24 protein-coding genes and 2 pseudogenes are annotated in these 22,571 nt (G+C 73.2%); 14 read left to right on the top strand and 12 right to left on the bottom strand.

What is annotated here, in order from left to right; genetic code table 11:
• Positions 1-92 precede the first annotated feature (92 nt).
• The 4 genes and pseudogenes from OIE12_RS33160 to OIE12_RS33145 form a co-directional block, all read right to left on the bottom strand.
• Positions 93-1,664, bottom strand: coding sequence for a molybdopterin-dependent oxidoreductase (locus OIE12_RS33160; RefSeq protein WP_329141648.1), 1,572 nt, complete (start codon positions 1,662-1,664; stop codon positions 93-95).
• A gap of 1 nt (position 1,665) precedes the next feature.
• Complete coding sequence (locus tag OIE12_RS33155; RefSeq protein ID WP_443054006.1) at positions 1,666-2,247, bottom strand: DUF308 domain-containing protein; 582 nt, start codon at positions 2,245-2,247, stop codon at positions 1,666-1,668.
• Between the two features lie 125 nt (positions 2,248-2,372).
• Positions 2,373-2,768: pseudogene (locus OIE12_RS33150) on the bottom strand (CoA-transferase); the annotation flags it as partial.
• Positions 2,765-3,058 (bottom strand): annotated as a pseudogene (locus tag OIE12_RS33145) (CoA transferase subunit A); the annotation flags it as partial. The pseudogenes OIE12_RS33145 and OIE12_RS33150, both read right to left, overlap by 4 nt.
• Between OIE12_RS33145 and OIE12_RS33140 the strand changes: the two are divergent.
• From OIE12_RS33140 to OIE12_RS33125, 4 genes are all read left to right on the top strand, one after another.
• Positions 3,005-3,286, top strand: a complete 282-nt coding sequence (locus OIE12_RS33140; protein ID WP_329141647.1) for a LysR substrate-binding domain-containing protein — start codon at positions 3,005-3,007, stop codon at positions 3,284-3,286. The pseudogene OIE12_RS33145 and the gene OIE12_RS33140 sit on opposite strands and share 54 nt — an antisense overlap.
• Before the next feature lie 535 nt (positions 3,287-3,821).
• Positions 3,822-4,010 (top strand): PaaI family thioesterase, encoded by a 189-nt coding sequence (locus OIE12_RS33135; protein WP_329141646.1) that lies wholly within the window; start codon positions 3,822-3,824, stop codon positions 4,008-4,010.
• Positions 4,010-4,663, top strand: coding sequence for a TetR/AcrR family transcriptional regulator (locus OIE12_RS33130; RefSeq protein WP_329141645.1), 654 nt, complete (start codon positions 4,010-4,012; stop codon positions 4,661-4,663). The genes OIE12_RS33135 and OIE12_RS33130 overlap by 1 nt, the downstream gene beginning before the upstream one ends.
• A 43-nt stretch (positions 4,664-4,706) precedes the next feature.
• Positions 4,707-5,321: a TetR/AcrR family transcriptional regulator gene (locus OIE12_RS33125; protein ID WP_329141644.1), complete on the top strand. Its 615-nt coding sequence runs from the start codon at positions 4,707-4,709 to the stop codon at positions 5,319-5,321.
• A 13-nt stretch (positions 5,322-5,334) separates the two neighbouring features.
• On the opposite strand, the gene OIE12_RS33120 is transcribed toward OIE12_RS33125, so the two are convergent.
• Together OIE12_RS33120 and OIE12_RS33115 are read right to left on the bottom strand one after the other, a co-directional pair.
• Positions 5,335-5,676: a zinc-binding dehydrogenase gene (locus OIE12_RS33120; RefSeq protein WP_329142378.1), complete on the bottom strand. Its 342-nt coding sequence runs from the start codon at positions 5,674-5,676 to the stop codon at positions 5,335-5,337.
• Positions 5,589-5,894 carry a hypothetical protein gene (locus tag OIE12_RS33115; RefSeq protein WP_329142391.1) on the bottom strand — a complete coding sequence of 102 codons (306 nt, stop codon included), beginning with the start codon at positions 5,892-5,894 and terminating at the stop codon, positions 5,589-5,591. The genes OIE12_RS33120 and OIE12_RS33115 overlap by 88 nt, the downstream gene beginning before the upstream one ends.
• 478 nt (positions 5,895-6,372) lie before the next feature.
• Between OIE12_RS33115 and OIE12_RS33110 the strand changes: the two genes are divergently transcribed.
• Positions 6,373-6,576 carry a hypothetical protein gene (locus tag OIE12_RS33110; protein WP_329141643.1) on the top strand — a complete coding sequence of 68 codons (204 nt, stop codon included), beginning with the start codon at positions 6,373-6,375 and terminating at the stop codon, positions 6,574-6,576.
• 116 nt (positions 6,577-6,692) lie between these two features.
• On the opposite strand, the gene OIE12_RS33105 is transcribed toward OIE12_RS33110, so the two are convergent.
• On the bottom strand, positions 6,693-7,595 hold the full coding sequence (locus tag OIE12_RS33105) for an amidohydrolase family protein (RefSeq protein ID WP_329141642.1): 903 nt from the start codon (positions 7,593-7,595) through the stop codon (positions 6,693-6,695).
• Between the two features lie 164 nt (positions 7,596-7,759).
• Complete coding sequence (locus tag OIE12_RS33100) at positions 7,760-8,170, bottom strand: SDR family oxidoreductase (RefSeq protein ID WP_329141641.1); 411 nt, start codon at positions 8,168-8,170, stop codon at positions 7,760-7,762.
• Here OIE12_RS33100 and OIE12_RS33095 point away from each other — a divergent pair.
• On the top strand, positions 8,169-8,705 hold the full coding sequence (locus tag OIE12_RS33095; RefSeq protein WP_329141640.1) for a LysR family transcriptional regulator substrate-binding protein: 537 nt from the start codon (positions 8,169-8,171) through the stop codon (positions 8,703-8,705). The genes OIE12_RS33100 and OIE12_RS33095 overlap by 2 nt on opposite strands.
• A 177-nt stretch (positions 8,706-8,882) precedes the next feature.
• On the opposite strand, the gene OIE12_RS33090 is transcribed toward OIE12_RS33095, so the two are convergent.
• Together OIE12_RS33090 and OIE12_RS33085 are read right to left on the bottom strand one after the other, a co-directional pair.
• The gene (locus OIE12_RS33090) at positions 8,883-10,202 is read right to left on the bottom strand and encodes a tetratricopeptide repeat protein (protein WP_329141639.1); all 1,320 of its coding nucleotides are present in this window, start codon (positions 10,200-10,202) and stop codon (positions 8,883-8,885) included.
• Between the two features lie 69 nt (positions 10,203-10,271).
• Positions 10,272-11,786 carry a glycosyltransferase family 39 protein gene (locus OIE12_RS33085; RefSeq protein WP_329141638.1) on the bottom strand — a complete coding sequence of 505 codons (1,515 nt, stop codon included), beginning with the start codon at positions 11,784-11,786 and terminating at the stop codon, positions 10,272-10,274.
• Positions 11,787-11,915: 129 nt separating this feature from the next.
• Here OIE12_RS33085 and OIE12_RS33080 point away from each other — a divergent pair, with 129 nt between their 5' ends.
• Together OIE12_RS33080 and OIE12_RS33075 are read left to right on the top strand one after the other, a co-directional pair.
• A complete protein-coding gene (locus OIE12_RS33080; RefSeq protein WP_329141637.1) occupies positions 11,916-12,596 on the top strand; it encodes a response regulator transcription factor in 681 nt (226 codons plus the stop codon).
• Positions 12,597-12,684: 88 nt separating this feature from the next.
• The gene (locus OIE12_RS33075) at positions 12,685-14,127 is read left to right on the top strand and encodes a sensor histidine kinase (RefSeq protein ID WP_329142376.1); all 1,443 of its coding nucleotides are present in this window, start codon (positions 12,685-12,687) and stop codon (positions 14,125-14,127) included.
• Here the strand turns inward: OIE12_RS33075 and OIE12_RS33070 are convergent.
• A complete protein-coding gene (locus OIE12_RS33070) occupies positions 14,095-14,250 on the bottom strand; it encodes a hypothetical protein (protein ID WP_329141636.1) in 156 nt (51 codons plus the stop codon). The genes OIE12_RS33075 and OIE12_RS33070 overlap by 33 nt on opposite strands.
• A 353-nt stretch (positions 14,251-14,603) precedes the next feature.
• On the opposite strand from OIE12_RS33070, the gene OIE12_RS33550 reads away from it, so the two are divergent.
• The 3 genes from OIE12_RS33550 to OIE12_RS33060 are packed head-to-tail and all read left to right on the top strand — an operon-like array spanning position 14,604 to position 16,997.
• Positions 14,604-15,053, top strand: coding sequence for a MarR family winged helix-turn-helix transcriptional regulator (locus OIE12_RS33550; RefSeq protein WP_443054004.1), 450 nt, complete (start codon positions 14,604-14,606; stop codon positions 15,051-15,053).
• A complete protein-coding gene (locus OIE12_RS33065) occupies positions 14,971-15,642 on the top strand; it encodes a response regulator transcription factor (protein ID WP_329141635.1) in 672 nt (223 codons plus the stop codon). Before OIE12_RS33550 ends, OIE12_RS33065 begins: the two co-directional genes overlap by 83 nt.
• Complete coding sequence (locus OIE12_RS33060) at positions 15,639-16,997, top strand: sensor histidine kinase (protein ID WP_329141634.1); 1,359 nt, start codon at positions 15,639-15,641, stop codon at positions 16,995-16,997. The genes OIE12_RS33065 and OIE12_RS33060 overlap by 4 nt, the downstream gene beginning before the upstream one ends.
• Here the strand turns inward: OIE12_RS33060 and OIE12_RS33055 are convergent.
• Positions 16,888-18,432, bottom strand: a complete 1,545-nt coding sequence (locus tag OIE12_RS33055; RefSeq protein ID WP_329141633.1) for an aromatic amino acid ammonia-lyase — start codon at positions 18,430-18,432, stop codon at positions 16,888-16,890. The genes OIE12_RS33060 and OIE12_RS33055 overlap by 110 nt on opposite strands.
• Positions 18,433-18,494: 62 nt before the next feature.
• Here OIE12_RS33055 and OIE12_RS33050 point away from each other — a divergent pair, with 62 nt between their 5' ends.
• From OIE12_RS33050 to OIE12_RS33040, 3 genes are read left to right on the top strand one after another with little or no spacing between them, the layout of a single operon-like run.
• Positions 18,495-20,123 (top strand): NAD(P)-binding domain-containing protein, encoded by a 1,629-nt coding sequence (locus tag OIE12_RS33050; RefSeq protein WP_329141632.1) that lies wholly within the window; start codon positions 18,495-18,497, stop codon positions 20,121-20,123.
• On the top strand, positions 20,120-21,190 hold the full coding sequence (locus OIE12_RS33045; protein WP_329141631.1) for an alpha-hydroxy acid oxidase: 1,071 nt from the start codon (positions 20,120-20,122) through the stop codon (positions 21,188-21,190). Before OIE12_RS33050 ends, OIE12_RS33045 begins: the two co-directional genes overlap by 4 nt.
• The gene (locus OIE12_RS33040; RefSeq protein ID WP_329141630.1) at positions 21,187-22,548 is read left to right on the top strand and encodes a cytochrome P450; all 1,362 of its coding nucleotides are present in this window, start codon (positions 21,187-21,189) and stop codon (positions 22,546-22,548) included. Before OIE12_RS33045 ends, OIE12_RS33040 begins: the two co-directional genes overlap by 4 nt.
• Positions 22,549-22,571 lie beyond the last annotated feature (23 nt).

The following is a 22,571-nucleotide window of genomic DNA, read 5'->3' as shown; positions in this document are numbered from 1 at the left end:
GTGTGAGTGCGACGCGAGATGTGGTCGTCGCGAGTCGTGGTGGTGAGGTGGACCGGCTCGCGGAAGCATGGGCACGCCGCCGGTCGTGGCCGTCAGGAGACCTCGACGGTGAGGGTGTGGTGGCCGGTGGCGCCGTTCGGCACCACGCCCTGGACGGCGGAGGTCTGCACGGCGCCGGTGGCGTCGGTCGCGCGCACCCCGACCTTGTGCGAACCCTTGGGCGCGTTCGTCCACTCGTACGACCACTGCCGCCAGGTGTCCGGGGTGTCCGCCGCCGTCAGCGTCGCCTCCCGCCAGGGACCGTTGTCGATCCGCACCTCCACGGCGGCGACGCCGCGGTGGGTGGCCCAGGCCGTCCCGGCGAGCGTCACGGTTCCGGCCGGAACCGTCGCCCCGCTCCGCGGCACGTCGATCCGGGACGCGGTCTTGACCGGGGCCTGCGGCGAGTAGCCGCGTGGTGTCCAGTACGCGTCGGAGGCCGCGAAGGTGGTGAGGTGCAGATCGGTCAGCCATTTGGTGGCCGACACGTATCCGTACAGGCCCGGAATCAGCATTCGGCAGGGGAAGCCGTGCTGGGTCGGCAGCACCTCGCCGTTCATCGCGATCGCCAGCATGGCCTGCCGGCCGTCGAGCACCGCTTCGACCGGCGAGCCGATCGTCATCCCGTCGGTGGAGGTGGACAGGATCATGTCCGCTCCACGGTGGACACCGGCGCGGCGCAGCAGGGGCGCAAGCGGCGTGCCGAGCCAGCGCGCGTTGCCGACGTACGGTCCGCCGACCGGGTTCGACACACAGGTCAGGGTCATGTCGTGTTCTTCGAACCGGTAGGAGAGCAGTTCGTCGAACGTGATCTCGAACGGGCGGTCCACCATGCCGTGGATCCTCAGCTTCCAGTCCCTCGGGTCCACGCGCGGAACGGCGAGTGCCGTGTCGACCCGGTAGAACTCCGAGGTGGGGGTGAAGAAGGGACCGAGGCCGCGGACCTTCGCATGCACCGAGGCGGGCGGTTCGGGCAGCACGGTGGCCGGTGTCGGCAGCACCACCTTGGCGCGCGCCTTCGCGACGTCGTAGCGCTTCTCGATCCACTCCTTGCCGCCGTATCCGGCCACCAGCGCGCCCGCGGTCGTACCGAGTGCGCCGATCACGAAGCGGCGCCTCTCGCCCGACTCCGCGGACGGCTGCGACTCCTTGCGTGACAGGAGGGTCAGCCGCCACAACACCAGCGCCGCGGCGACGCCTGCGCACAGTGAGGGAAACAGCCAGCTGGTGCCCGCCGTCGGCCGGGTGACGGCGGCGATCGCGCCGACGACGCCGAACGCGGCGGTCAGCACGCTCGCGAGGGTCGGCCGGGCGCGGGCGAGTACGCCGGTGGCGGCCGCCCCCATGCCGATCGTCGTGTAGACGCCGGTCAGCAGCACCGTCTTGTCGTTGCTGCCGAAGTTGCGGATCGCGAACTGTTCGAGCCAGGTGGGCGTGATGCTGATCGCCCAGTTCCCGACCGCCGTCACCGGCGCGGAGGCCTCCCCCGTGGCCACCGCGACCAGTTCACCGACCGCCAGGCCCGCGCCGCCGGCCACCAGGCCGACCAGCGCGCCCCGCGCGACGCGCCCGACGCGGCCGGCCGGGCGCGTCCTGGCGGGGGTGTCGAGCGATGTGCCGCCCATGTCAGTCCGCCTGGCGGGTGCGGCCGAGGCGCAGCGCCGAGACGAGGAAGAAGATGCCGCCGAGGAGGGCGTAGCCGCCCAGGTTGGTCAGCTTAGGATCCGAGGCGGAGGCGCCCAGGAAGAACTGCGTTCCGGCCAGTACGGAGATGCCGCCGCTGAGCATCATCGGCCACTGGCCGCTCATCCGGCGCTTGCGGCGGCTGAGACCGACGAACAACTGGACGGCTCCGGAGACGACGGCCCAGGCACCCCACACACGCAGGACGGCCGGCACTCCCGAGGCACCGGCGACGGCGAGGGCGGCCGCGGCGACGGTGCTGATCGCGATGTTCGTCTGCAACCCGCGGAGCGTTCCGCCGGCGCCGGAGGAACGGGCGTCGACGATCGCCGCGGCGACGTCGAACAGGGGATAGAGAACGAGCAGGGTGATGCCGAGGGCGCCGAGGTGCGACATGTCGGCGAACAGCAGGGCCGCCCAGACGACGGCGAAGCCGAACCGTACGAGGTAGAGCCGGCGCAGGGCCGGCGCGAAGCTGCCGACGGCCGCGGTGGGGCCGGCGGCCGGCACGTCCAAGGAGGGCACGGTGATCCTTTCGGGCTGTGACGGAGGGGGAATCGATACTGAACGTTCTGTCTTGACACAGCTTCATGGTTCGACTCCCACCTGTCAAGACCGAACGTTCTCCCCTCTTTCCGCGAAGACCGCCAGGGTGCCCCGGTGTGCCAGTTGGCCAGGTCTCCCCCGGCGGAGACCTGGTAGGCGCCCAGGACGCGGATGTCCAGGTGTCCGCCGCGCATCATGGCGAAGGAGTCCGCGTGGTGGAAGTACGCCGCCCCGGGCAGCTCGGTGACGGGCACCTTCCCGGCGTCGGTCAGGTCCGGGTCGATGTCGTCGCCCGTGGCGGCCGGGCCCATGTTGAGCATGCCGTTCTCGGTGTGCAGCACGACGCCCGAGCCGGGTCGCAGGTGGTCGGCGACGAGGGTGGGCCGGCCCATGCCCAGATTCACGTACGCCCCGGCGGGGATGTCCCGGGCCACCAGGGCCGCGATGTCATGCGTGCCCAGCGGGGCGTCACCGCGCGTGGGACGCGTGGTCGGATTCATGCCCGCTCCCCCTCCGGTACCACTCGGTCGACGTAGATGCTCGGGGTGACGACGGTCTCGGGGTCGAGCGCGCCGGTCTCGACGATCTCGCGGACCCGCGCGATCACCGTGGCCACCGCGGTCGCCATGACCGGGCCGAAGTTGCGCGCGGTCCTGCGGTAGACGAGGTTGCCCATGCGGTCGGCACGCTGGGCGCCGATGAGCGCCGCGTCGGCCGTGATCGGGTACTCCAGGACGTGGGTGCGTCCGTCGATCTCGCGCGTCTCCTTGCCCTCGGCCAGCAGGGTGCCCGCCTGGTGGAGGTCAGCGAGACGGCGACCCTGGTCGTGTTCGTCGCGGCGGGGCACGGTGTGGCGGTCGTCCCGCGGTCGGTGCGGAGCCTCAGCCTGGAGGGCGTGACCTATGTGCCGCTGACGGACGCCGAGACGGTCGGCCTCCTCCTGGCCCGCCGCACGGACCGCGTCTCCCCGGCGACGAGCCGCGTCGCGGCCCTGATCGAGGAGTGCGTGCGGGACTGAGCCCGCAGATCGGCGGCAGCAGGTCCTCCCGTGTCACCCATCACCGTGCTCAAGCGCCGGCTCAACGAGGTCTTCGGAGAGCTCCTCGACCGCGCACACGACGACCGCGCACACGACGCGGGCGCGGCCGACCTGGAACTTCCTGGCGGCGGACGTCTCGCCCGCGCCGATGCCGGTGGCGCTGGTCCACGGGACCGTACACGGTGCACGGGGCGGACGCACCGTCCCCGGCCGGCGCCGCGCGGCCCGGCGGTGCCGAAGGGGTGTCCGGGAGGACTTGATGCTGTTGACTTAACGCCGTCAAGTCAGGAGGCTTCCCCATGCCCATCACCGCGGCCGACATCTACGCGCTGGCTCCGTACGCCAAGACCCTGGGAGTCGCATTCGGAAGACTGGAAGCCGAGTTGGTGGAGGCGCGTCTCGGTCACGCCGTCGCGCTGTCGACCGGCGGCGGGGCGATGCACGGCGGGGCGCTGATGGGGCTGGCCGATGTGGCCGCCGCGTCTGCGCGGCGCTCAACGGCGGGGAGGGCGCCGTGCCGGTCCCGGCGACCATGGAGTCCGGCACGCACTTCCTCCGCCCGGTGCTCGGCGCCGGGGCGTTCGCGACGGCACGCCCCCTGCACGTCGGCAGATCGACCGTGACGGTCGACGTGGACATCCACGACGACCAGGGCCGTCTGTGCACACGCGTCACCCAGCTCGTCGCGCTCAAGAGGCCCTGATGACCGGATCCGGTGACTCCGGCCCCCCTCGCCCACGGCGCCGTCCACGGGCCCGGCGCGGCGAGGGAGGCAGGCTGTACGAGGAGATTCTCGACGCCGCGGAGACCCTGCTCGACACGTCGGGGGAGAGTGCCGTCACCATCCGCGCCGTGGCGCAGCGGGTGGGCGTCAGCAACCCCGCCGTGTATCTCCACTTCGCCGACCGCTCGGCCCTGCTGAGCACCGTCTGCCTCCGCGTCTGGGACCGGCTCGACACCTATATGACGGATGCCGGCTCGACCGCGACGGACCCCGCCGGCGATCTCAAGAACCGCTGCGTCGCCTACGTCAGGTTCGGCCTCGACCATCCGCTCCGCTACCGGCTCGTCGCCTCCGGACCTGCGACGGAGGCCACGGCCCGGGTGGCGGACGCCTGCTTCCGCAGCCTGCGGCACGCGGTGCGCAGGACGGCGGACGACGGTGTGCCGGACAGCGAGGTGACGGCGCTGACCCGCGCCGTCTGCGCCTGCCTGCACGGCGCCGTCTCCCTGCTCCTGCTGCAACCGGCGTCCGTATGGCCGGACGACCTGGACCGGTACGTGGACGACGTGGCGTCCCTGGCGACCAGCGGAGCCCTGCACCGGCTGGGCCGGTGGCCGGCAGCGTCGGCGTGACCGCTCAAGACTGAACGTTCTACCGTTTGGTAAGGTGGCGGGCATGAGTCGGAGTACTGAAGGCGGCGGCACCGTATCCGTGGCGAGGGCGCGGTTGCTCGACACGGCGACCCGGATCTTCTACGCCGAGGGCATCCACTCCGTCGGCATCGACCGGATCGTCGCCGAGGCGAAGGTGACTCGAGCCACCCTCTACCGGCACTTCGCGAGCAAGGAAGACCTCGTCCTGGCCTACCTCGACCAGGCCGACCGGGCCATACGGGAGCAGGTCGAGGCCGCTCGGGCGAGCAGCGCGTCCCCGACCGACCAGGTGCGGGCCGTGGCCAAGACGATCACCGAAGGAATCCAGTCCACCGGGTTCCGCGGCTGCGCCTTCCTCAACGCGGCCGCCGAATACTCCGATCCCACGCACCCGATCCACCAGGCCGTCCTCGCCCACCGGCAGTGGTTCCTCAACACCGTCACCGAACTGCTGGCCCAGACCAGCGAGGCGACGGCCGACGCCGCCGGCCGTCATTTCGTCATGCTGCGCGACGGCGCCATGTCCGCCGGCTGCCTCTTCGACCCGAAGCTCATCTCCGACACCTTCCTCCACGGCGTCGAAGGCATCATCAAGGCCCGCACCATTCCCGAACTCACCAACGCGTCCGGGTCCTGATCCCGTTCCTGGCTCAGCGGACCTGCAGCACGGTCCTGCCGCGCAGCCGCGCGGCCGGGAGGTCGCCGGTGAGGGCTCGTGGTACTTCCGAGAGGGGAAGCGTCGTGCCGATGACAGGCCGGATGCTGCCTGCGGTGACGAGTTCCATGAGTTCGCCGAGTCGCCCGGGCTTGCGGTCGAGCGAGTAGTGCGCGGCCTGGATGCGTGCGTCGGCCATGAGTTGGTCGTCGAGACCGAAGGCGGTCGACAGCAGTACACCGCCGTCCTTCACCATGCCGGCCAGGCCGCTGGTGAGTGAGCGGTCGCCGACGAGGTCGAGGACCGCGTCGAGGCCCTCGGGGGCGAGCCGGCGCAGAGCCCGGTCGAGGGGCCGCGCCGCGCGGTCGACGATTCCGGTGGCGCCGAGGCGCGTACCTGGTCGGCGTGCTGGGCGGACGCCGTGGCGAGGGTTCGGATTCCGCGGGCTGCCGCGGCCTGCACGGCGAACGTGCCGACGCCTCCCGTGGCGCCGATGACGAGGAGCGTGCCGCCCTCGGGCACCTGTGTGTGCTCGATCGCGCCGAGCGCGGTCATGCCGGCGGTCGGCAGCGCGGGCCAGCGGGTTGATTGCCGCCGCCTCGATGGCGACCTGTATCCGGCCGGGGCCGGGTTCGGGCCCGGGCAGCTCGCTGAGTTGCGGGGTGTCGCCGAAGCGCTCGATGCTGAGGGCTCGCACGTCTCTCTCCGTTCCGCCGTGGGCCGTTCGTCCCGCGGCGACACCAGCGTGCGGTCAGGGCGAGACGCGGGGGAACGACCGGTCCGGCAGCCATTGGGAACGAAAAGGCAGCAATCCTGATGCCGGGCGATCCGCACCCTTGAGCGCGAGCTCGGCGTACGCCTCCTGGAGTGGTCCACACGCGTGGTGGAGCTGACCGAACCCGGCGCGGTACTGCTGACCCATGCGCGACCCGCCCTGGAGGGGCCTGCTCGAACCCCTCGTCGCCGCGGTGGCCGCCGAGCCCGAGACCGGGCCGGTCGACGTGCGCCTGTGCGGCCGGCGGTGGAACCGTACGTGGCGGCGCTGCCCGCCGGCCATCCGCTTGCCGGAGCCGGCCGGGTACGGCTCGCCGACCTCGCGGTCGCCCCGGCGGACGTCCACGAACGGGTGGAGCGCGACATCGGCGAGCACGGCGTCGAAGGCCTCGCGCAACTGCTCGCGCTCATCGGCCTCGGCCGGACGACGACCGTGCTGCCGCGATCGGTCGCGGCCCGGTAACCGCGAGTCGCGCGGTCGCAGGGCATCGGTGCCGCGTCGGAGCGGACGACCGGACACCTCGCATCCCGCGGTGGCGCCCCACCGACCGAGCCATGACGGCCGCGCGGCGGCCGCTGTCAGAGGTGGAACAGGTCGGCCGCGTTGTCGTGGCACACGGCTCTTAGCCAGTCGTCGCCGAGACCCAGCCGTTCCAAAGACTGGAGTTGGTGGAGGTAGGGGTAGGGGATGTTGGGGAAGTCGGTGCCGAGCAGGATGCGGTCGCCGAGGGCGGCGAGGCGGGGCAGGGCCTTGTGGGGGAAGGGCATGAAGCCCTCGGTGAAGTCGGTGAACGCCATCGTCGTGTCGAGGCGGACCTGGTCGTGGCGTTCGGCGAGGTCGAGGAAGTCCTCGTACTCGGGCATGCCCATGTGGGCGACGATCAGGCGCAGTCGGGGGTGGCGGGCGAGGACGCGGGCGACGGGTTCGGGGCCGGTGTGCTTGCCGGGCGCGGGTCCGGAACCGCAGTGCATGACCACGGGAGTCCCGGTCTCGGCCAGCAGCCCCCATGCCGGTTGGAGGCGTTCGTCGGCCGGGTCGTAACCGCCCACCTGGACGTGGGCCTTGAAGATCCGGGCGCCGGCTTCGATGGCCTCGTGGACGTAGGCGGCGGTGTCGGGTTCGGGGTGGAGGGTGGCGGTGTGCAGGCAGTCGGGGGTACGGCGGGCGAAGTCGGCCGCCCAGTCGTTCAGCCACCGGGCCATGCCGGGCTTGTGCGGATAGAGCATGGACGTGAAGGCCCGCACGCCGAAGTCGCGCAGCAGCGCGGCACGTTCGGCCTCCTCCCGCCGGTAGGTGATGGGCCAGGCCAGACCGCCGATCAGAGGGCCGCTGGTGTCGAAGTAGTCCCAGACCTTGTGCAGGACCCGCTCGGGCATGAAGTGGGTGTGGACGTCGATCAGCCCGGGCAGACCCAGCCCGGTCCAGAAGCCGCGGATCTCGCCGGCCTCGTCTCGCCCGGCCTCGCACGGGGTGGTGCTCATCGGGTACTGCCTCCTACCGGTACGGCCCGCGATCGTTGGTGCTCGTTCCTGATCGATGAAGCCTGCCCGCTTTTCGTTCTCCGTAGCCGCCGCCGGGCGTTCACCAGGACCTCCGGCCGCTCGCGGGGACAGGCGGCCGGAGGTTTTGGTGGGTGCCGTGTCGTTCAGACGGCGAGGCGGCCGCCGTCGGCCACGAAGACCTTGCCGGTGACGAAGCCGGCGCGCTCGCTCGGCACGAACGTGATGACCTCGGCGAGTTCCTCGGGTGTAGCGTTGCGCTTGAGCGGATTGCCCCCGGACCAGGTCGTGAACCGGTCGGCGCCGATGAAGTCGACCACGTTGTCGCTGCTCACGTTGCCGGGGGCCACCGCGTTGACGCGAATGCCGTACTGGCCCCACTCCGCGGCCCAGCCTGGAAGAGGTCTCTGACGCGCACGCCGAGATCGGTCGGCGGCTTTCCGGCCCGCGTGGCCGTGCTGGCCGTGCTGGACGTGCTGGACGTGCTGGACGTGCACCACGGTAGGAGCGGCCTCGCATAGAGGCACCCGCACCCCGAGCGGGGTGACGGTGACCATGGCAGGGCGGGCGTTCCTCGAAGAGGCGAAGATCGCGACGACCGCGTCCCGGCGTGCCGTCACGGCCGTCCGCGCCGCCGACGGGGAGCTGGCGGGCGAGCTCTTCATGGCCGTCCACATGGGCCTGGGAGCACACCAGTTGCCCCACGTGCTGGGGCAACGGCGCGCCCGTCACCCCCAGTTGCAGGTGACCCTCTACGAGGAGCCCGACCCCGCGGAGCTGGAACGGCTGCTCCGTCAGGGAACCCTCGACATGTTCCTCGTGCACCGTCTCCCCGCCGGGTGCGCCTTCGACGTCCACACGCTGGGCGAGGAGGCCTGCGTCGCCGTCCTGCCGAAGGGGCACCCGCTTCTCGCCGGCGGCGGTGCCCTGCGCCTGGAGGACCTGGCCTGCCCGCTCCGGCCGTCCCCGACCGAGCCCGTCCTTGTCGGCGGGCGGCGCGGTCCGGGCCCGGCGGAGGCGGCCATGCTCGACCACCTCGGCCGGCAGAACTGGTGCGGCACGGCACTCCTGGGCCGGTCCGCGACCGACTGAGCGCGCGCCCGGCGCGTACGACCAGCGGCTGTCCGACCAGTGGCTGCTGGGCTTCCAGCAGCCACCCCACGGGGTTGTTGTCCACGCGGTCCGTGGCGGACCGCATGGCACGGCCCAGGCTGAGCTTCTCGGCTCCCTGCCCGGACCACCCCGCGCGTGCCACCGCCGGTAAGGACGTCACAGAAAGCGCGAACTCGGCACCGGACCCGCCGACGACAGGCCCGCCCTGTCGCCCCGCAGCCAGGTGTCGCGGACCGCGGAGACGAAGCCGGTCAGCCCTTCGAGCGGGTCGGCGGGCGTCGCGCCGTCCCCCTCGTCGGGCGCGGCGTCGGCGGCCAGGACGTCCGCGGCGATCTCCTCCTCCGGCCTGCCGTCGGGCGCACCGCGCTCCACCTCGCCGTTCTCTCCGACGCGCATACGCGCCTCCCAGGGCGCCGTCACCGACTGGTGCAGCACGGTGACGCTGTCGGCGGTGACCACCGGCGGGTCGGTCCAGTTGCTCGCGTGCTCGTGCAGGATCTGGCCCGGCGTCCGTTCGAGGAGCCGGCCGAGGATCTCCGGGCCCTGGTCCGCACCGGCCACCTCGTTCAGGTCGTAGGCGACGACGATCGTGTCCTCGCGGTCGGGCGCGAAGGGCTTTGCCGGCAGGTCCAGCAGCCGGGCCGCCGCGAGGCCGAGGATGCGGCTGCCGCGGTCGGGCAGCAGGGACACCGACGTGGGGTGCGCCCCGGCGGCGTCGAGGACCGCCTTCAGCCGCGTCAGTCCGCGCAGGCACTGGTCGTGGCTGTCCTGGAGCCAGGCGAACCGCCCGGTCATCCCCGCGTCGAACCCGTACGGGGACAGGGTGGTGAGCACGGTGCCGCCGATGACGTACTGCCATCCCCGCAGATCACCGGCGTCCAGCGGGCTCACCTCCCCGGCCTTGGCCGCCCGCTCCAGCAGCGCGCGCTGGCGGGCCCGCGCGGGCAGCCACACCGCGTCCTGCGGATCCGGCAGCCGCGCGTCGTGACGGCGGGCCAGGGCGAGGTCCCCGGCCATGACGGCGTTGAAGACCAGCAGATAGCGGTCCGGCCAGTCGGCGAGCCCGCTCTCGTGCGCGGTGAGCACCTCGACGGCCTCGCGGTGCCGGCCCTCGCGCTCGTACGCCGACACCAGTTCCCGCAGGATCCCCGCGGAGTCCGGCGCCTGCCGCAGCGCCGCGCGCAGAGCGGGTATCGCCAGGTAGGGCACGCCGCGCTCGACGCAGGCGTACCCGAAGTCGTAGCGCGCGCGGGTCCGTTCGGGGCGGGCGTTCAGGGCGTCGGCGGCGGTGCGCAAGTCGTCGAAGCCGGCGCTCCCGGCGGCCCGGGCGACCACGAGGGCCAGCTCGTCGAGCGGCAGGTCGTCGGCGCCCTGTCGCAACTGACGCAGGGCACCTGGGATGTCACCCTCGTCGAGGGCCGACCACGCCTTGAGGAGTTCCGGATTCTTCGGACGGCGACTTCTGCGCGAGAACATGCCGAAGATCCTCACCGATGAGGTCCGCCCCCCTCAACTGCATTGTTGGCCCAACCGTGTCGTGCCCGCTCAACCGCAGTGCCGGGAAGGCGTGTGCCGGACGTAGACGGTGACGCGTGCCCCGCTGACGCCGGTCGTCGCCCGCGCCCGGAAGTGACAGCGCAGGGTGTCCGTCTTCGCTTCCTGCCGCGGGCCGGACGGGACGGGCGCGCCCGCCGGGTCGCGGACGACGACGATCCGGTGGAAGCGCAGCATGCGTGCCGCGATGTCCCGGGCGGGGCGCTCGACGCCGGTGAGCGTGTCGGAGGAGACGGGGTCCCGGGCCAGGGCGAGGTCGGTCAGGGAGCGGGTGTCCTCGGGGTAGGCGGCGGTCCAGAGGCGGTGCTTGCCGGAGAGGTAGAGCAGTCCGTCGCCGGGACGGCCCGCCTCGCGGACGGCGGTGGCGAGGGCGGTGACGTCGTTGGTCCGGCTGCGCGGCGTCCGCAGCGACAGACTCGCCGGGACGAGCGCGGCCAGCACGGCACCCGCGGCCAGCACGGCGACCACCGGTATCCACGCACCGCGCGAGGAGCGCCACAGCCGGTGCACCCAGTCCACGCAGGCGCCCAGCAGCAGGGCGATGCCCAGGTTGCTGTAGAGCACGTACCGGTCGACGAAGAGGGGCTTGACCAGGGAGGCGGTCAGCAGCAGACAGCACGGGAGCACGGTCATCGGCACGGCCAGCGCGCGAAGCCGTACCGGCCCCCTCCCGCGCACGGGCGCCAGGGCGCAGACCATGCCCGCGGCCGCCATGGCCAGGAATCCGGGCAGCCGCACCGGCGACTCGATCCACGACACCTGCCCCGACTGCCCCGTGCTGCACAGGGCCAGGGGCAACAGCCCGGCCACCACCCCGGCGGCCGTCGCCGCCCACGCCCGCAGCACCGGTCGCGGCACACGGGAGACGGCCAGTGTGACGCCGTGGGCGACCAGGGCGAGGACCGCGAACTCATGGAGGAGACAGGCCAGGAGCATGACACAGCCGTAGACCGCCCACCGCCACCGGGCACGGTGCGTGACGCCGGCGACGAGCGCGTAGGTGGCCCAGGTGACCAGGGCGCAGACCATGGCGTAGGAGCGGCCCTCCTGCGCGTACTTCTGCACCTGTGGGAGGAGCGGGAACACCAGCCCGGCCAACAGTCCGGTCCGGGCGCCCGCCAGCCGCAGCCCCAGCATCCCGACTCCGGCCGCCGCCACGGCCGTCGCCAGCACCGAGGGCAGTCGCAGGGCCGGCAGCCCCGTGCCGAAGAGGGCGAAGATCTCGTGCATCACGGCGTAGTAGAGGGCATGGACCAGATCGACGTGCTGGACGGTGCGCCATATCTGCGACCAGTCGCGCTGCGCGAGCTGTTGGGTGACGGCCTCGTCCCCCCACATGGTGTTCCGTCTGCGGATGCCCCAGAGCCCCACGGCCAGGGTCAGCAGTGCGGGCGCGAGGGCGACGACGGCCGCGGCCCGGCCCGGTGCCTGCCGGCGGGCGGACGCCGGAGCCGGGAGCGCATCGGCGACGACTCCGGCGGCGGGGGCACGTTGATCGAGGGACATCGGTGGCAGGGCCCTTCCGGTGGCGGCGGAGAAACCCCGCCAGCCTGCCCGGGCCATGGTGACCGGACGCTGATCCAACCTGACCGGCCGATCAGGAAGGCGGCCCGGCGCTGTGCGAGGCTGCACCCCATGCGCATCCTGGTCGTCGAGGACGAAGTGGACCTCGCCCACACCCTGCACACCGGTCTGACCGCCGAGGGCTACAGCGTCGACCTCGCCCATGACGGCCGGCAGGGGCTGTGGATGGCCCGCGCCGGTGAATACGCCGTGGTCGTCCTGGACTTGATGCTGCCCGGGCTCAACGGCTACAAGGTGTGCGCCCAGTTGCGCCGGGAGGGCAACACGACGCCCATCCTGGTGCTGACCGCCAAGGACGGGGACTGGGACCAGGCCGAGGCGTTGGACACGGGGGCCGACGACTACCTGGCCAAGCCCTTCTCCTATCTGGTGCTCGTCGCCCGGCTGCGGGCGCTGGTCAGGCGGGCCGGCACCCTCGCCCCGCCCGTCCTCGCCGTGGGCGATCTCTCGCTGGACGTCGCCGGGCGGGTCTGCCGCCGGGCCGGGACCCGGATAGACCTCACGCCCCGGGAGTTCGCCGTGCTGGAGCTGCTGGCCCGCCGGGCGGGCCAGGCGGTCTCCAAGGCGGATCTGCTGTATCACGCGTGGCCCGACGAGGCCGAGGACCCCAATCTGGTGGAGGCGCGCGTCAGCGCGCTGCGCAAGAAGGTGGACGCCGCGTTCCAGCGGCAGTCCCTGCAGACGGTGCGGGGCACCGGCTACCGGCTGGTGGACGACCGTGAACGCGACTGAGCGGCGGCGCCATTGGCGGAGCCCCGCGAACGAGACGACGCACCCCACCGCGAACGGCACCGCGAACCCCACACGACCGCGCCGCCGCCTGCGGCCGCGTTCGGTACGTGCTCGCGCGGCGCTGGCCGCCGCCTCGGTCACCGCGGTCGCCCTGGCCTGCGTCGGCTGGTGGGTGCACCGCGACGTCCACCAGGAGGGCATGCGGATCGCCGAGGAGAAGGCCGAGACGCAGCTGAGGTCTCTCGCCGACCAGCTCGACCAGGGCGTCGTTCCGCTGAGCAAGGGGGCCGACGCGCCGTACGAGGTCGTCGCCACGGGCCGGCGCGCCGCCCTCTCCTACGGCGGGGGCATGGAGGAGTTCCGTCCCGGCTCCCGCCATGTGCTGCCCTCCCCCACCGACGCGTTGCACTCCGGCGTCCTGGCGACCCGTCCCCTGCGCATACCGGTGCGCCGCGACAGCACCGGAGACCGGCTCGGCATGGCCGGCCACACCTACCTGGTGATGTTCACCGATGTCGGCGCCGGCCGGCTCGGCCGCGCTAAGGCCGCCGCGCTGGGTCTCACCACCGGCGCCCACATCCGGGTGTACGTGGTGGTACTCCCCCGCACCGCCGACACCCTCACCGAGGTCACCAACCCCCTGCTGCTGCGGGCCGGGCTCCTCACGCTCGTGCTGACCGCCGCCATCGTCTACGTCGCCGTCCTCCTCGTGCTGCGGCCGGTCGAGGCCATCCGCCGCCTCACCGCCTCGGTCACCCCCAACGATCCCCGCGAACGCGTCACCGTTCCCGCCACGGGACACGAGATCACCGCCCTGGCCACCACTCTCAACACCACCCTCCAGCGCCTGGACGACGCCGCCGCCCGGCAGCGCCGCTTCGTGGCGGACGCCGCCCACGAACTGCGCAGTCCCCTGACCACGCTGCTGGCCAGTCTGGAGGTCGCGCTCGCCTACCCGGAACGCACCGACTGGCCCGCCGCGGCCACCACCGCCGCCCGGCAGACCCGCCGTCTCCAGGCCCTCGCCGAGGATCTGCTGCTCCTCGCCCGCCTGGACACCCGCGCCCCCGTGGCCGCCCCCGAGACCGTCGACCTGACGGCCCTCGCCTCCCGGCTGACCGAGCAGTACCCGCTCGACGGCAGGCCGTTGACCCTGGCGTGCGACAGCGACGCCCCCGCGTACGTCCGGGGAGACCCGGACGCGTATGAACGGCTGTTGCGCAACCTCCTGGACAACGCCGCCCGTCATGCCGCCCACCGCATTCAGGTCACCCTCCGGAACCAGGACGACCGGGTCGTGCTGACCGTGCACGACGACGGTCCCGGTGTGCCCCCGGAGGACGCCGAGCGGATCTTCGAACGGTTCGTCCGGCTCGACGACGCCCGCTCCCGCGACCAGGGCGGCACCGGTCTGGGCCTCGCCATCGCCCGCGACCTCGCCCACCGTCACGGCGGCACCCTCACCCTCACGCCCCGGACGCTGGGGGCGTGCTTCGAGCTACGCCTGCCCCGCGCCCCCGCCAAGGCGTGACGTGCCGGCGAGCGCGGTGGCGGTGTCGACGATGGTCTGTTCGGTGGGGCGGGGCTGCCGGCCGAGCGCGCGTGCCTTGCCGCTGTCGACGAGCCGCTCGCGGCCGAGTTCGGAACGCACCATCGCCAGCTGGGGGTCGACCGCGACTTCCTGTGGTAGGTGCCCGAAGCGAGGTAGCGCTGCCCCGCGGCGGGGCTCGTCATGGCGAACAGGTGCAGTGCGGCGACGTCACGGACGTCGACGACGTTCCAGCCGATGCGCGGGAGGGCGGGCATCTCGCGGGCGAGCAGACGGCGGACGATCACGGCCGTTCCCGTCCTGCTCGGCGACGTGGACCTCCTCGAAGGCCCGGTCCCAGCCCTCGTCGACGTGGGACACTCCGCGGGCGCCGTCGTGGCCCCAGGTCCTCGGGGAGTACGGGGTGCCGGCCTCCGTCACCGGCACGCTGTGGGCGCTCGCGCCGGGGACCGCCGACGATGCGAGAGGTGGCGGCCCGGTTCCGCTGCGATCCCCCGACCGTCAGCCTCGCCGCCGACAAGCTCCAGAGCGTGGGGCTCATCGCCCGCCGGCCCCACCCCTCCGACGGCCGCGAACGCACCCTGGTCCTGACGACCGCGGGCACGAACTGTGGGAGGCGCTCAGGGCACGGCTGCACGCCTCCGGCCTCTTCACCGGCCTCGACGCGGAGGAGCAGCGCACCCTGCCGGCGCTGCTCACCAGGATGCGGCCGCCGCGGTAGGGCGACTCCCCCGCCGGCCGTCCCCTCTTTCGGGAACCCCTTCCTCCGCAAGGGCGTTGACACGAGTTGCGGGCAGGGGCGAGGGGAGTGGCACTGTGACACAAGTGAACACGCGAGATCCTCAACGACTACTACTCGTCGAGGACGACCGGGAGCTGGTCGACATGCTCTCGGGGATACTGCGTGACGAGGGGTACGCGGTCGATGTCGCGACCGACGGTCAGCGGGGCCTGCACCTCGGCCTGTCCCGGCAGTACGACGTGCTCGTCGTCGACCGGCGCCTCCCGGCGCTCGACGGCCTGGATCTGCTGGGCCGATTACGGTCCCGCGCCGTCCGTACGCCGGTACTGCTGCTGACCGCGATGGGTACCGTGCACGACCGGGTCGACGGGCTGGACGCCGGCGCCGACGACTATCTGGTCAAACCGTTCGACCTCGACGAACTGAGCGCCCGGCTGCGGGCGCTGTGCCGAAGAGGGCTCGACGCCGCCGACGTGCTCCGGATCGGCTCGGGCTGCCTGTTCGTCGGCCGCCGTGAGGTCGAGCTGGCCAGCGGCGAGCAGATCGCCCTGGCCGCGCGGGAGTTCGCCCTGCTGTGGGTGCTCGCCTCGCGCCCCGACGCCGTGTACTCGCGGGCACAGCTGCGCCGGCTGGTGTTCCAGGAGGCGCCGGCCTCGTCCATCGTCGACACCTATGTGTACTACCTGCGGCGCAAGCTGGGGCGGCAGGTCGTGTGCACGGTCCGCGGGCTCGGTTACCGCCTGGGGGCGCTGTGAGGACGTCGTCCGGCGAGTGGGCGGCGGTGCGCCGGGCGCGGCTGCGGATCGCCGTGATCACCGGGGCGATCATCACGCTGCTGGTCACGGTCGTCGGCGTCGTCGCGCACACGGTGATGGTGCACGCGCAGGACGGCCAGGTGTGGCGCGAGGTGCGCTACAGCGCCGAGTACGGCGATCTGACCAGTCCCCCGGTGTGCACCTGGCTGTACGCGTCCGGGGTGACGCCCCTGGCCAACGCCCCGCGCGGCTTCCCGTTGCGCGCCGACGTGGACCGGGTGGACGCCACGCACCGGGCCGTGGAGCGCACGGTGCGGCGCGACGGCACGGTCTACGTGGTGCGGACACAGATCCGCACGGACGGCACCGTGGTGCAGGCGGTGTTCGACACCCGTTTCCAGCTGGCCGACCGCGACCACCTGTGGTTCGCGCTGGCCGTCGCCGAACTGGTGGGGCTGCTCGCCGCGGCCGTCACCGGGGTGGTGCTGGGGCGGCGGGCCGTGGCCCCGCTGGTGGAGGCGCTGACCCGGCAGGAGCGGTTCGTGACGGACGCCAGTCACGAGTTGCGCACGCCGATCACCCAGGTGTACACGCGGGCGCAGGTACTGGCCCGGCAGGCGGCCGCCCAGGAGATGCCGGACCCGCACCGCGACGGGCTGGCCCGACTGGCCGCGTCGGCCGGCCGGCTGGGCGAGGTGCTGGACGATCTGCTGCTGTCGGCGAGCCTCGCGGCGGACCCGGCGCGGCCCTCGGAGCGCCGGCCGGTCGATCTGGTCGCGCTGGCCCGGTCGGTGGTGGCCGAGGAGGCGGACCGGATACGGGCCCGCCGCCTCACCGTCGTCGTGGACGGACCGCCGCGGCCCCTCGTCGTCGACGGCATCGAGTCCGCGCTGCGCCGCGCCGTCGGCGAGGTGCTGTCCAACGCGATCAGCCACACCCCGGCCGGGGGCCGGATCGAGGTGGTCCTGTCGCACTCGGCCGGCATGGTGCAGTTGGCCGTCACGGACACCGGGCCCGGCTTCGACCCGGCCGCCGTCGACCAGTTGTTCCAGCGGTTCCACCGGGGCAGCGGCGACGGCGGCCGGTACGGGCTGGGTCTTGCGCTGCTGCGTGAGGTCGTCACGCGGCACGGCGGCACGGTCGCCGCCGCGGGCCGTCCGGGGCGCGGCGCCCGGCTCACCATCCGGCTGCCGGAGCACGTGCCCGCCGCACCCGTGCCGGCGCGTGCGGTCGCGGCACGTCCGCTCACGGCGCGTCCGCTCGCGGCGGCTCACGCGTGGCGAGCAGTCGGGCCGCGGCGCGGACGTCCGCGTCCAGCGGACGGTCCGGCTCCACCGGGGGGATCGTCTCGATGAGGGCGTCGAGGAGGTCCGCGCACCGGGGCGCGGTGGGCCGCCGGGCGCCGACGTGGACCGCCTGGCGCAGCCCGAGTGCGAGCGATCCGCACAGCAGGCCGAGGAGTTCGGCCATGTCGTAGGAGCGCAGGGCGGCCTGGGTGCCGAACGGGACGACGTCCTGGTTGTGCAGGTTCGTCGGCAGGCTCTGCATGCTCGCCGGTGTCGCGTTGCGGCGGATCTCCGCCACGAACGCGGTGCCGGCGAGCTGCACGCCCTGGAGTCCGTGCTGCTGCCCCGGCGCGGTGGCGAGCATCGGCGGCAGTCCGCCGTTGCGTGCCGGGTCCGTCAGCAGGTCGAGCTGGCGTTCGGCGAGGTTGCCGAGCTGGGCGGTGACGGAGGCGAGGAGGTCGGCGGCGAACGCGGCGGGCTGTCCGAAGAAGTTCCCGCCGTGCACCACCTTCCCCTTCCGGGCCCCCCGTGCGTCGCCGTCGCCGCCCTCGGGGAAGAACAGCGGGTTGTCGCTGATGCCGCCGAGGTCCGCGGCGACCACGCCGTCGACGTACCGCAGCGCGTCCTCGGCGGCGCCGAGCAGCTGCGGGGCGCACCGGATGCTGTAGGGCTCCTGCAGCGGCCGGGTGCCGGAGGGGGTGAGGCCGGTGAGCGTCTCTCTCATGCGTGCGCCGACGTCGCGCGCGCCGGGGTGGCCGTAGGCGCGCAGCAGGTCCGCGTCGAGGAAGCCGGGGTCGCAGCCGAGGAGGTCGGCCAGCAGACAGGTGAGGGCCGCCAGTGAGCGGTGTGCCGAGCGGACGGCGTCGCGGGCCAGGGCGGTGGCCGCGGTGGTGACGGAGGTGCCGTTGACGAGGGCGAGCGCGTCGCGGCCGTCGAGGGTGAGCGGGCGCAGTCCGGCGGCGGCGAGCGCCTCGCCGGCCGGCCTGCGGCGGCCGTCGAGGTAGGCGTGTCCCCGGCCGCGCAGTGCCTGGGTGGCGTAGGCGAGCGGGATGAGGTCGCCGCTCGCCCCGACGGAGCCGTAGCGCGGGACGGCGGGCGAGAACGTCGTGGCGAACATCGCGGCGAGCCGGTCGACGACCTCGGCACAGACGCCGGAGTAGCCCTGGGCGAGGGACCAGGTGCGCAGCAGCAGGGCGGCGCGGCAGATCTCGTGCGGCAGGTCCGGGCCCTGGCCCGCGCCGAGGTGGGCCAGGGTGTTGTCGCACTGGTCGGCCTCGTCGGAGCGGCCGGCGTACCCCACGAGGGCGCCGAAGCCGGTGGTGGCGCCGTAGATGCGAGGCGTTTCCCCGTCGCCGTGCCGCAGGTCGTGGAAGAAGCGGCGGCCGCGGTCCAGGCGTGCCCGGGCCTCGTCGTCCACGGTGACGGTGAGCGGGGCCGCCGCGCGGCGCAGGACGGCGGAGTCCGGGGGGCCGGTGAGGAGGACGGTGTCCGTGGTGGTGAGCACGTGACGAAACGTAGGCGGGGAATCTCAGAGCGCTCTGAAAACCGCCGGCTAGCTTCCGGAACATGACCCATGACCAGCTGACGCATCATGGCCGTCCGGCGACACCCGACCACCTGACGACCCATGACTATCTGATCATCGGCGCGGGCCCCGCCGGGCTGCAGCTCGCCGCCCTCCTGGAGCGGGACGGCGCGGACTACGTCGTCCTGGAGCGTGGCAGTGGTCCGGGTACGTTCTTCACGCGGTTCCCCCGCCACCGCTATCTGATCTCGAACAACAAGGTGCACACGGGGTACGACGACCCGGAGCTGCGGCTGCGGATGGACTGGAACTCCCTGCTCAGCGACGACCCCGAGCTGGTCTTCACCCGGTACAGCCCCCGCTACTTCCCGCCGGCCGACGACCTGGTGCGCTATCTGACGGACTTCGCCTCCCGCACCGGGGTCCGCGTGCGGTACGACACCGCCGTCGCACACGTCACCCGCGACGCCGGGGGCTTCACCGTCACCGACCACACCGGCACGGCCCGGCGGGCCCGGCACCTGGTGGTCGCCACCGGGATGCCCGTGCCGAACCTGCCGTCGGTGCCGGGCGTCGAACTGGCCGAACGCTACGACACGATCGACACCGACCCGCAGTCCTTCACCGATCAGCGGGTGCTCATCATCGGCCGCGGCAACTCCGCCTTCGAGACGGCCGAGAACCTGATGGAGACCGCGGCGGTCATCCACGTCGTCGGCTCGGGCTCGTTGAAGATGGCCTGGCGGACGCATTACGTGGGTCATCTGCGCGCGGTCTACAACAACTTCCTGGACAGCTACCAGCTCAAGTCGCAGAACGCCCTTCTGGACGGCCGGGTGCTCGCCATCGAACGGGGGCCGGACGGTTTCCGCGTCCAGGTCTCCTTCGAACGGGTCGACGAGGTCGTCAAGGAGATCCGCTACGACCGGGTGATCGTCGCGACCGGGTTCCGGTTCGACGGTTCGATCTTCGACGACACCTGCACGCCGGACCTGATCGTCGACGACCGCTTCCCGGCGCTGACGCCGCTCGGCGAGTCGGTCAACGTGCCCGGGCTGTACTTCGCGGGGACGCTGATGCAGGGCCGCGACTTCCGCAAGGCCACGACCGGCTTCATCCACGGCTTCCGCTACACGGTGCGGGCCCTGCACCGCGGGCTGCGGCAGCGTCACGACGGGGTGCCCTGGCCGACGACGGTGCTCGGGGACGACACCGAGCGGGCCGTCGACGCGGTGATCACCCGCGTCAACCGGTCCTCCGCGCTGTGGCAGCAGTTCGCCGTCCTCGGCGACCTGCTGCTGCTCGCCCCGGACGGCCGCCTGCGCTACGCCGAGGAGGTGCCCGTCGCCCATGTGCCGGGCGCCGTGCGCGCCGGGGACTTCGGCGAGGTGGCCGCCCACGCGGTGATCACCCTGGAGTACGGCGAGGACCACGATCTGGTGGACCCCTTCGACGTCTCCGCGGGCCGCAAGTCCCAGCAGGACGTGTCGGGTCTGGACGGCCGCTATCTGCATCCGGTCGTGCGCTGGTACCGGGACGGCGAGTTCGTCGCCGAGCACCATCTCACCGAGAACCTGGAGAACGAGTGGGACAGCGAGGAGGTCCACCGCGCCCCGCTGCGCGCCTTCCTCGCCGCGCACCGCAGCCCGGTCACCCCGGTGGCGCCGTGACCCTCCGCGAACTGCACGACAGCGCGCGCAAGACGCTGGATCCGGTCGTCTACGACTACGTGGCGGGCGGCGCCGACGAGGAGCGCGTGCTCGCCGACAACGAGCGGGCGTTCGACCGGTACGCGCTGCTGCCGAGGGTGCTGCGCGGCGGCGGCGCGCGGGACACCGCCGTCGACCTGCCCGGCGCACCGCGGACGGCACCGGTCTTCGTCGCACCCACCGCCTTCCACCGGCTGGTGCACCCGGGCGGCGAGCGGGCCACCGCCCGGGCCGCCGCGGCCGAGGGCGCCGTCCTAGTGACGGGGACGGCCGCGACCACCGCCGTCGCCGACGTCGCCGCCGCGGCGCGCGAGGCGGCCCCGGACGCGGCCGTGTGGTTCCAGCTGTATCCGCACCCGCGCGCGGAGGTCACCGCCGCGCTCGTCCGGCGCGCCGAGGACGCGGGCTGCACGGCGCTGGTGGTCACCGTCGACTCGCCGGTGTTCGGCCGGCACGCCAGGGACCTGCGCAACGGGTTCACCGATCTGCCGCCCGGCTACGCCGCGGAGAACATGCGCGACCTGCCCGGCGCCCCGCCGGGCGGTCTCACCGACATCCCCATGTCCTCGGAGCCGCGCTGGCAGGACCTGGCGGAGACGGTGCGCGGCACCTCACTGCCCGTACTGGTCAAGGGAGTCCTGCATCCGGACGACGCCCTGCTCGCCGTCGAGCACGGCGCGGCCGGGGTGCTCGTGTCCAACCACGGGGGCCGCCAGTGCGACGCCGTCCCGGCGGCCCTGGACTGCCTGCCCGCGATCGCCGGCGCGGTCGCGGGCCGGGTGCCCGTCCTGCTCGACGGAGGGGTGCGCCGGGGCAGCGACGTCGCGGTGGCGCTCGCCCTGGGCGCGAGCGCCGTCGGCGTCGGACGTCCCGTGGTGTGGGGACTGGCCGCCGAGGGGGAGGCGGGGGTGCGGCGGGTCCTCGCGACGCTGCGGGACGAGTACGACCACACGCTCGCCCTGTGCGGCGGGCGCCGGAACACCGATCTGACGGCCGGCATGGCCGTACGGAAGGGCGGGGCGTGGTGAGCGGCCGGACGGAGACGTGGTGGCTGCCGCGCACGGTGGTAGACCTGCGCGTCCGCATCTTCGAGAAGGTCAACGGCGACCGCGCGGTGACCCTGCCCAACGCCACCCACGGCCCGGAGGTGTTCGAGCGGGTCTACGCCCACCCGGCCGCGAGCGGGCGCAGCGAGGGGGCGGGCCTCTCCGACCTGTTCTGGTACTGGCTGGCGCCGGGCCCCGAGGTGCACCAGGAGCACCTGGAGCCCGGCGAGCGCTACGAGGACGTCGCCGCGACCACCCGGCGCATCGTCGCCGGAAGCGCGGCCGACCTCACGGCGGCCGCCGCCCGGGCCGTCGCCGGGGTCCTGGACACCCTGCCGGACTCACGTGTCAGCCTCGTCAGGCTGCGGGACCTGGTGATGCCCGCCTGGGCGGCGTTCGCCTACGAGCTGGTCTTCCAGGAGCCGTGCCCGCCGCGCGCCCGCGAGCTGATCGTCGCGCACGCCGACGACGTGATCACCGCCCTGAAGTGCACCGGACTGCGCCACCCGCGCCGCCGGGCCCGGCTGACGGCGTATCTGCGCGAGCGGGTCGCGGCCGGCGACGTGCCGCACCGCCTCCCGGCCTCCCTGTCGCTCCCCGAGCAGGTGCACTACCTCCAGGGGACCTTCTTCAACACGGCCGTCGTACAGCTCTCCGAGGCCACCGCGCACGTCCTGCTCGCCCTCGCCCACCACCCGCACGTGCAGGAACGCGTCGCGGCGGATCCGGCGGACGACCGGTACCTGACGCAGGTGCTCGACGAGACGATGCGGCGCTACCCGCTGTTCGGCATCGCCCACCGCATCACCACCGGCGAGATCCCCCTCGACGACGACACGGTGCTGCCGGCCGGCTCCGTGGTGTGCTTCAGCTACCCCGACTACCACGCCACCGGCTACGAACGGCCCGACGAGTTCGACCCCGACCGCTGGGCCCGGCCGGCCGCCAAGGACGCGCACCACATCCCGTACGGCGTGGCGAGGAACCGCCCCTGCCCGGCCTGGCGGCTCTCGCCGCTCGTGCTGCGCGCGGCGGTCCGCGAGGTGCTCGGCCGGTTCCGGCTGGACTCGACGGCCTCGCACACCCGCTCCATCCCGCACCGGGCGCCCTGCCTGCTGATCCCGCGCGGCCTGCCCGTCCGGCGCCGCGGGCTGGACGCCCTGCGGTACTTCGTGCGGCTGCGGGACGGGGTGGAGGACGTCACCCGGGGCGTACGCCAGCTGGTGCTCGGCACGGTCATGGTGCTGCACGCCCGCCGACTGCGCCCGGCGGCACGGTACTTCGACGAACGGCGGGCCGGCGGCTGCCCGGTCCCCCCTCCGGAAAGAGGTAACGCATGACTCCCACGGAGTTCGCTCCGGCG

Origin of the sequence: Streptomyces sp. NBC_00670, from assembly GCF_036226765.1 — a bacterium.
GTDB lineage: Bacteria > Actinomycetota > Actinomycetes > Streptomycetales > Streptomycetaceae > Streptomyces.
The sequence above is the reverse complement of the archived record's forward strand: the minus strand, read 5'-3'. Positions and strand labels throughout refer to the sequence as shown.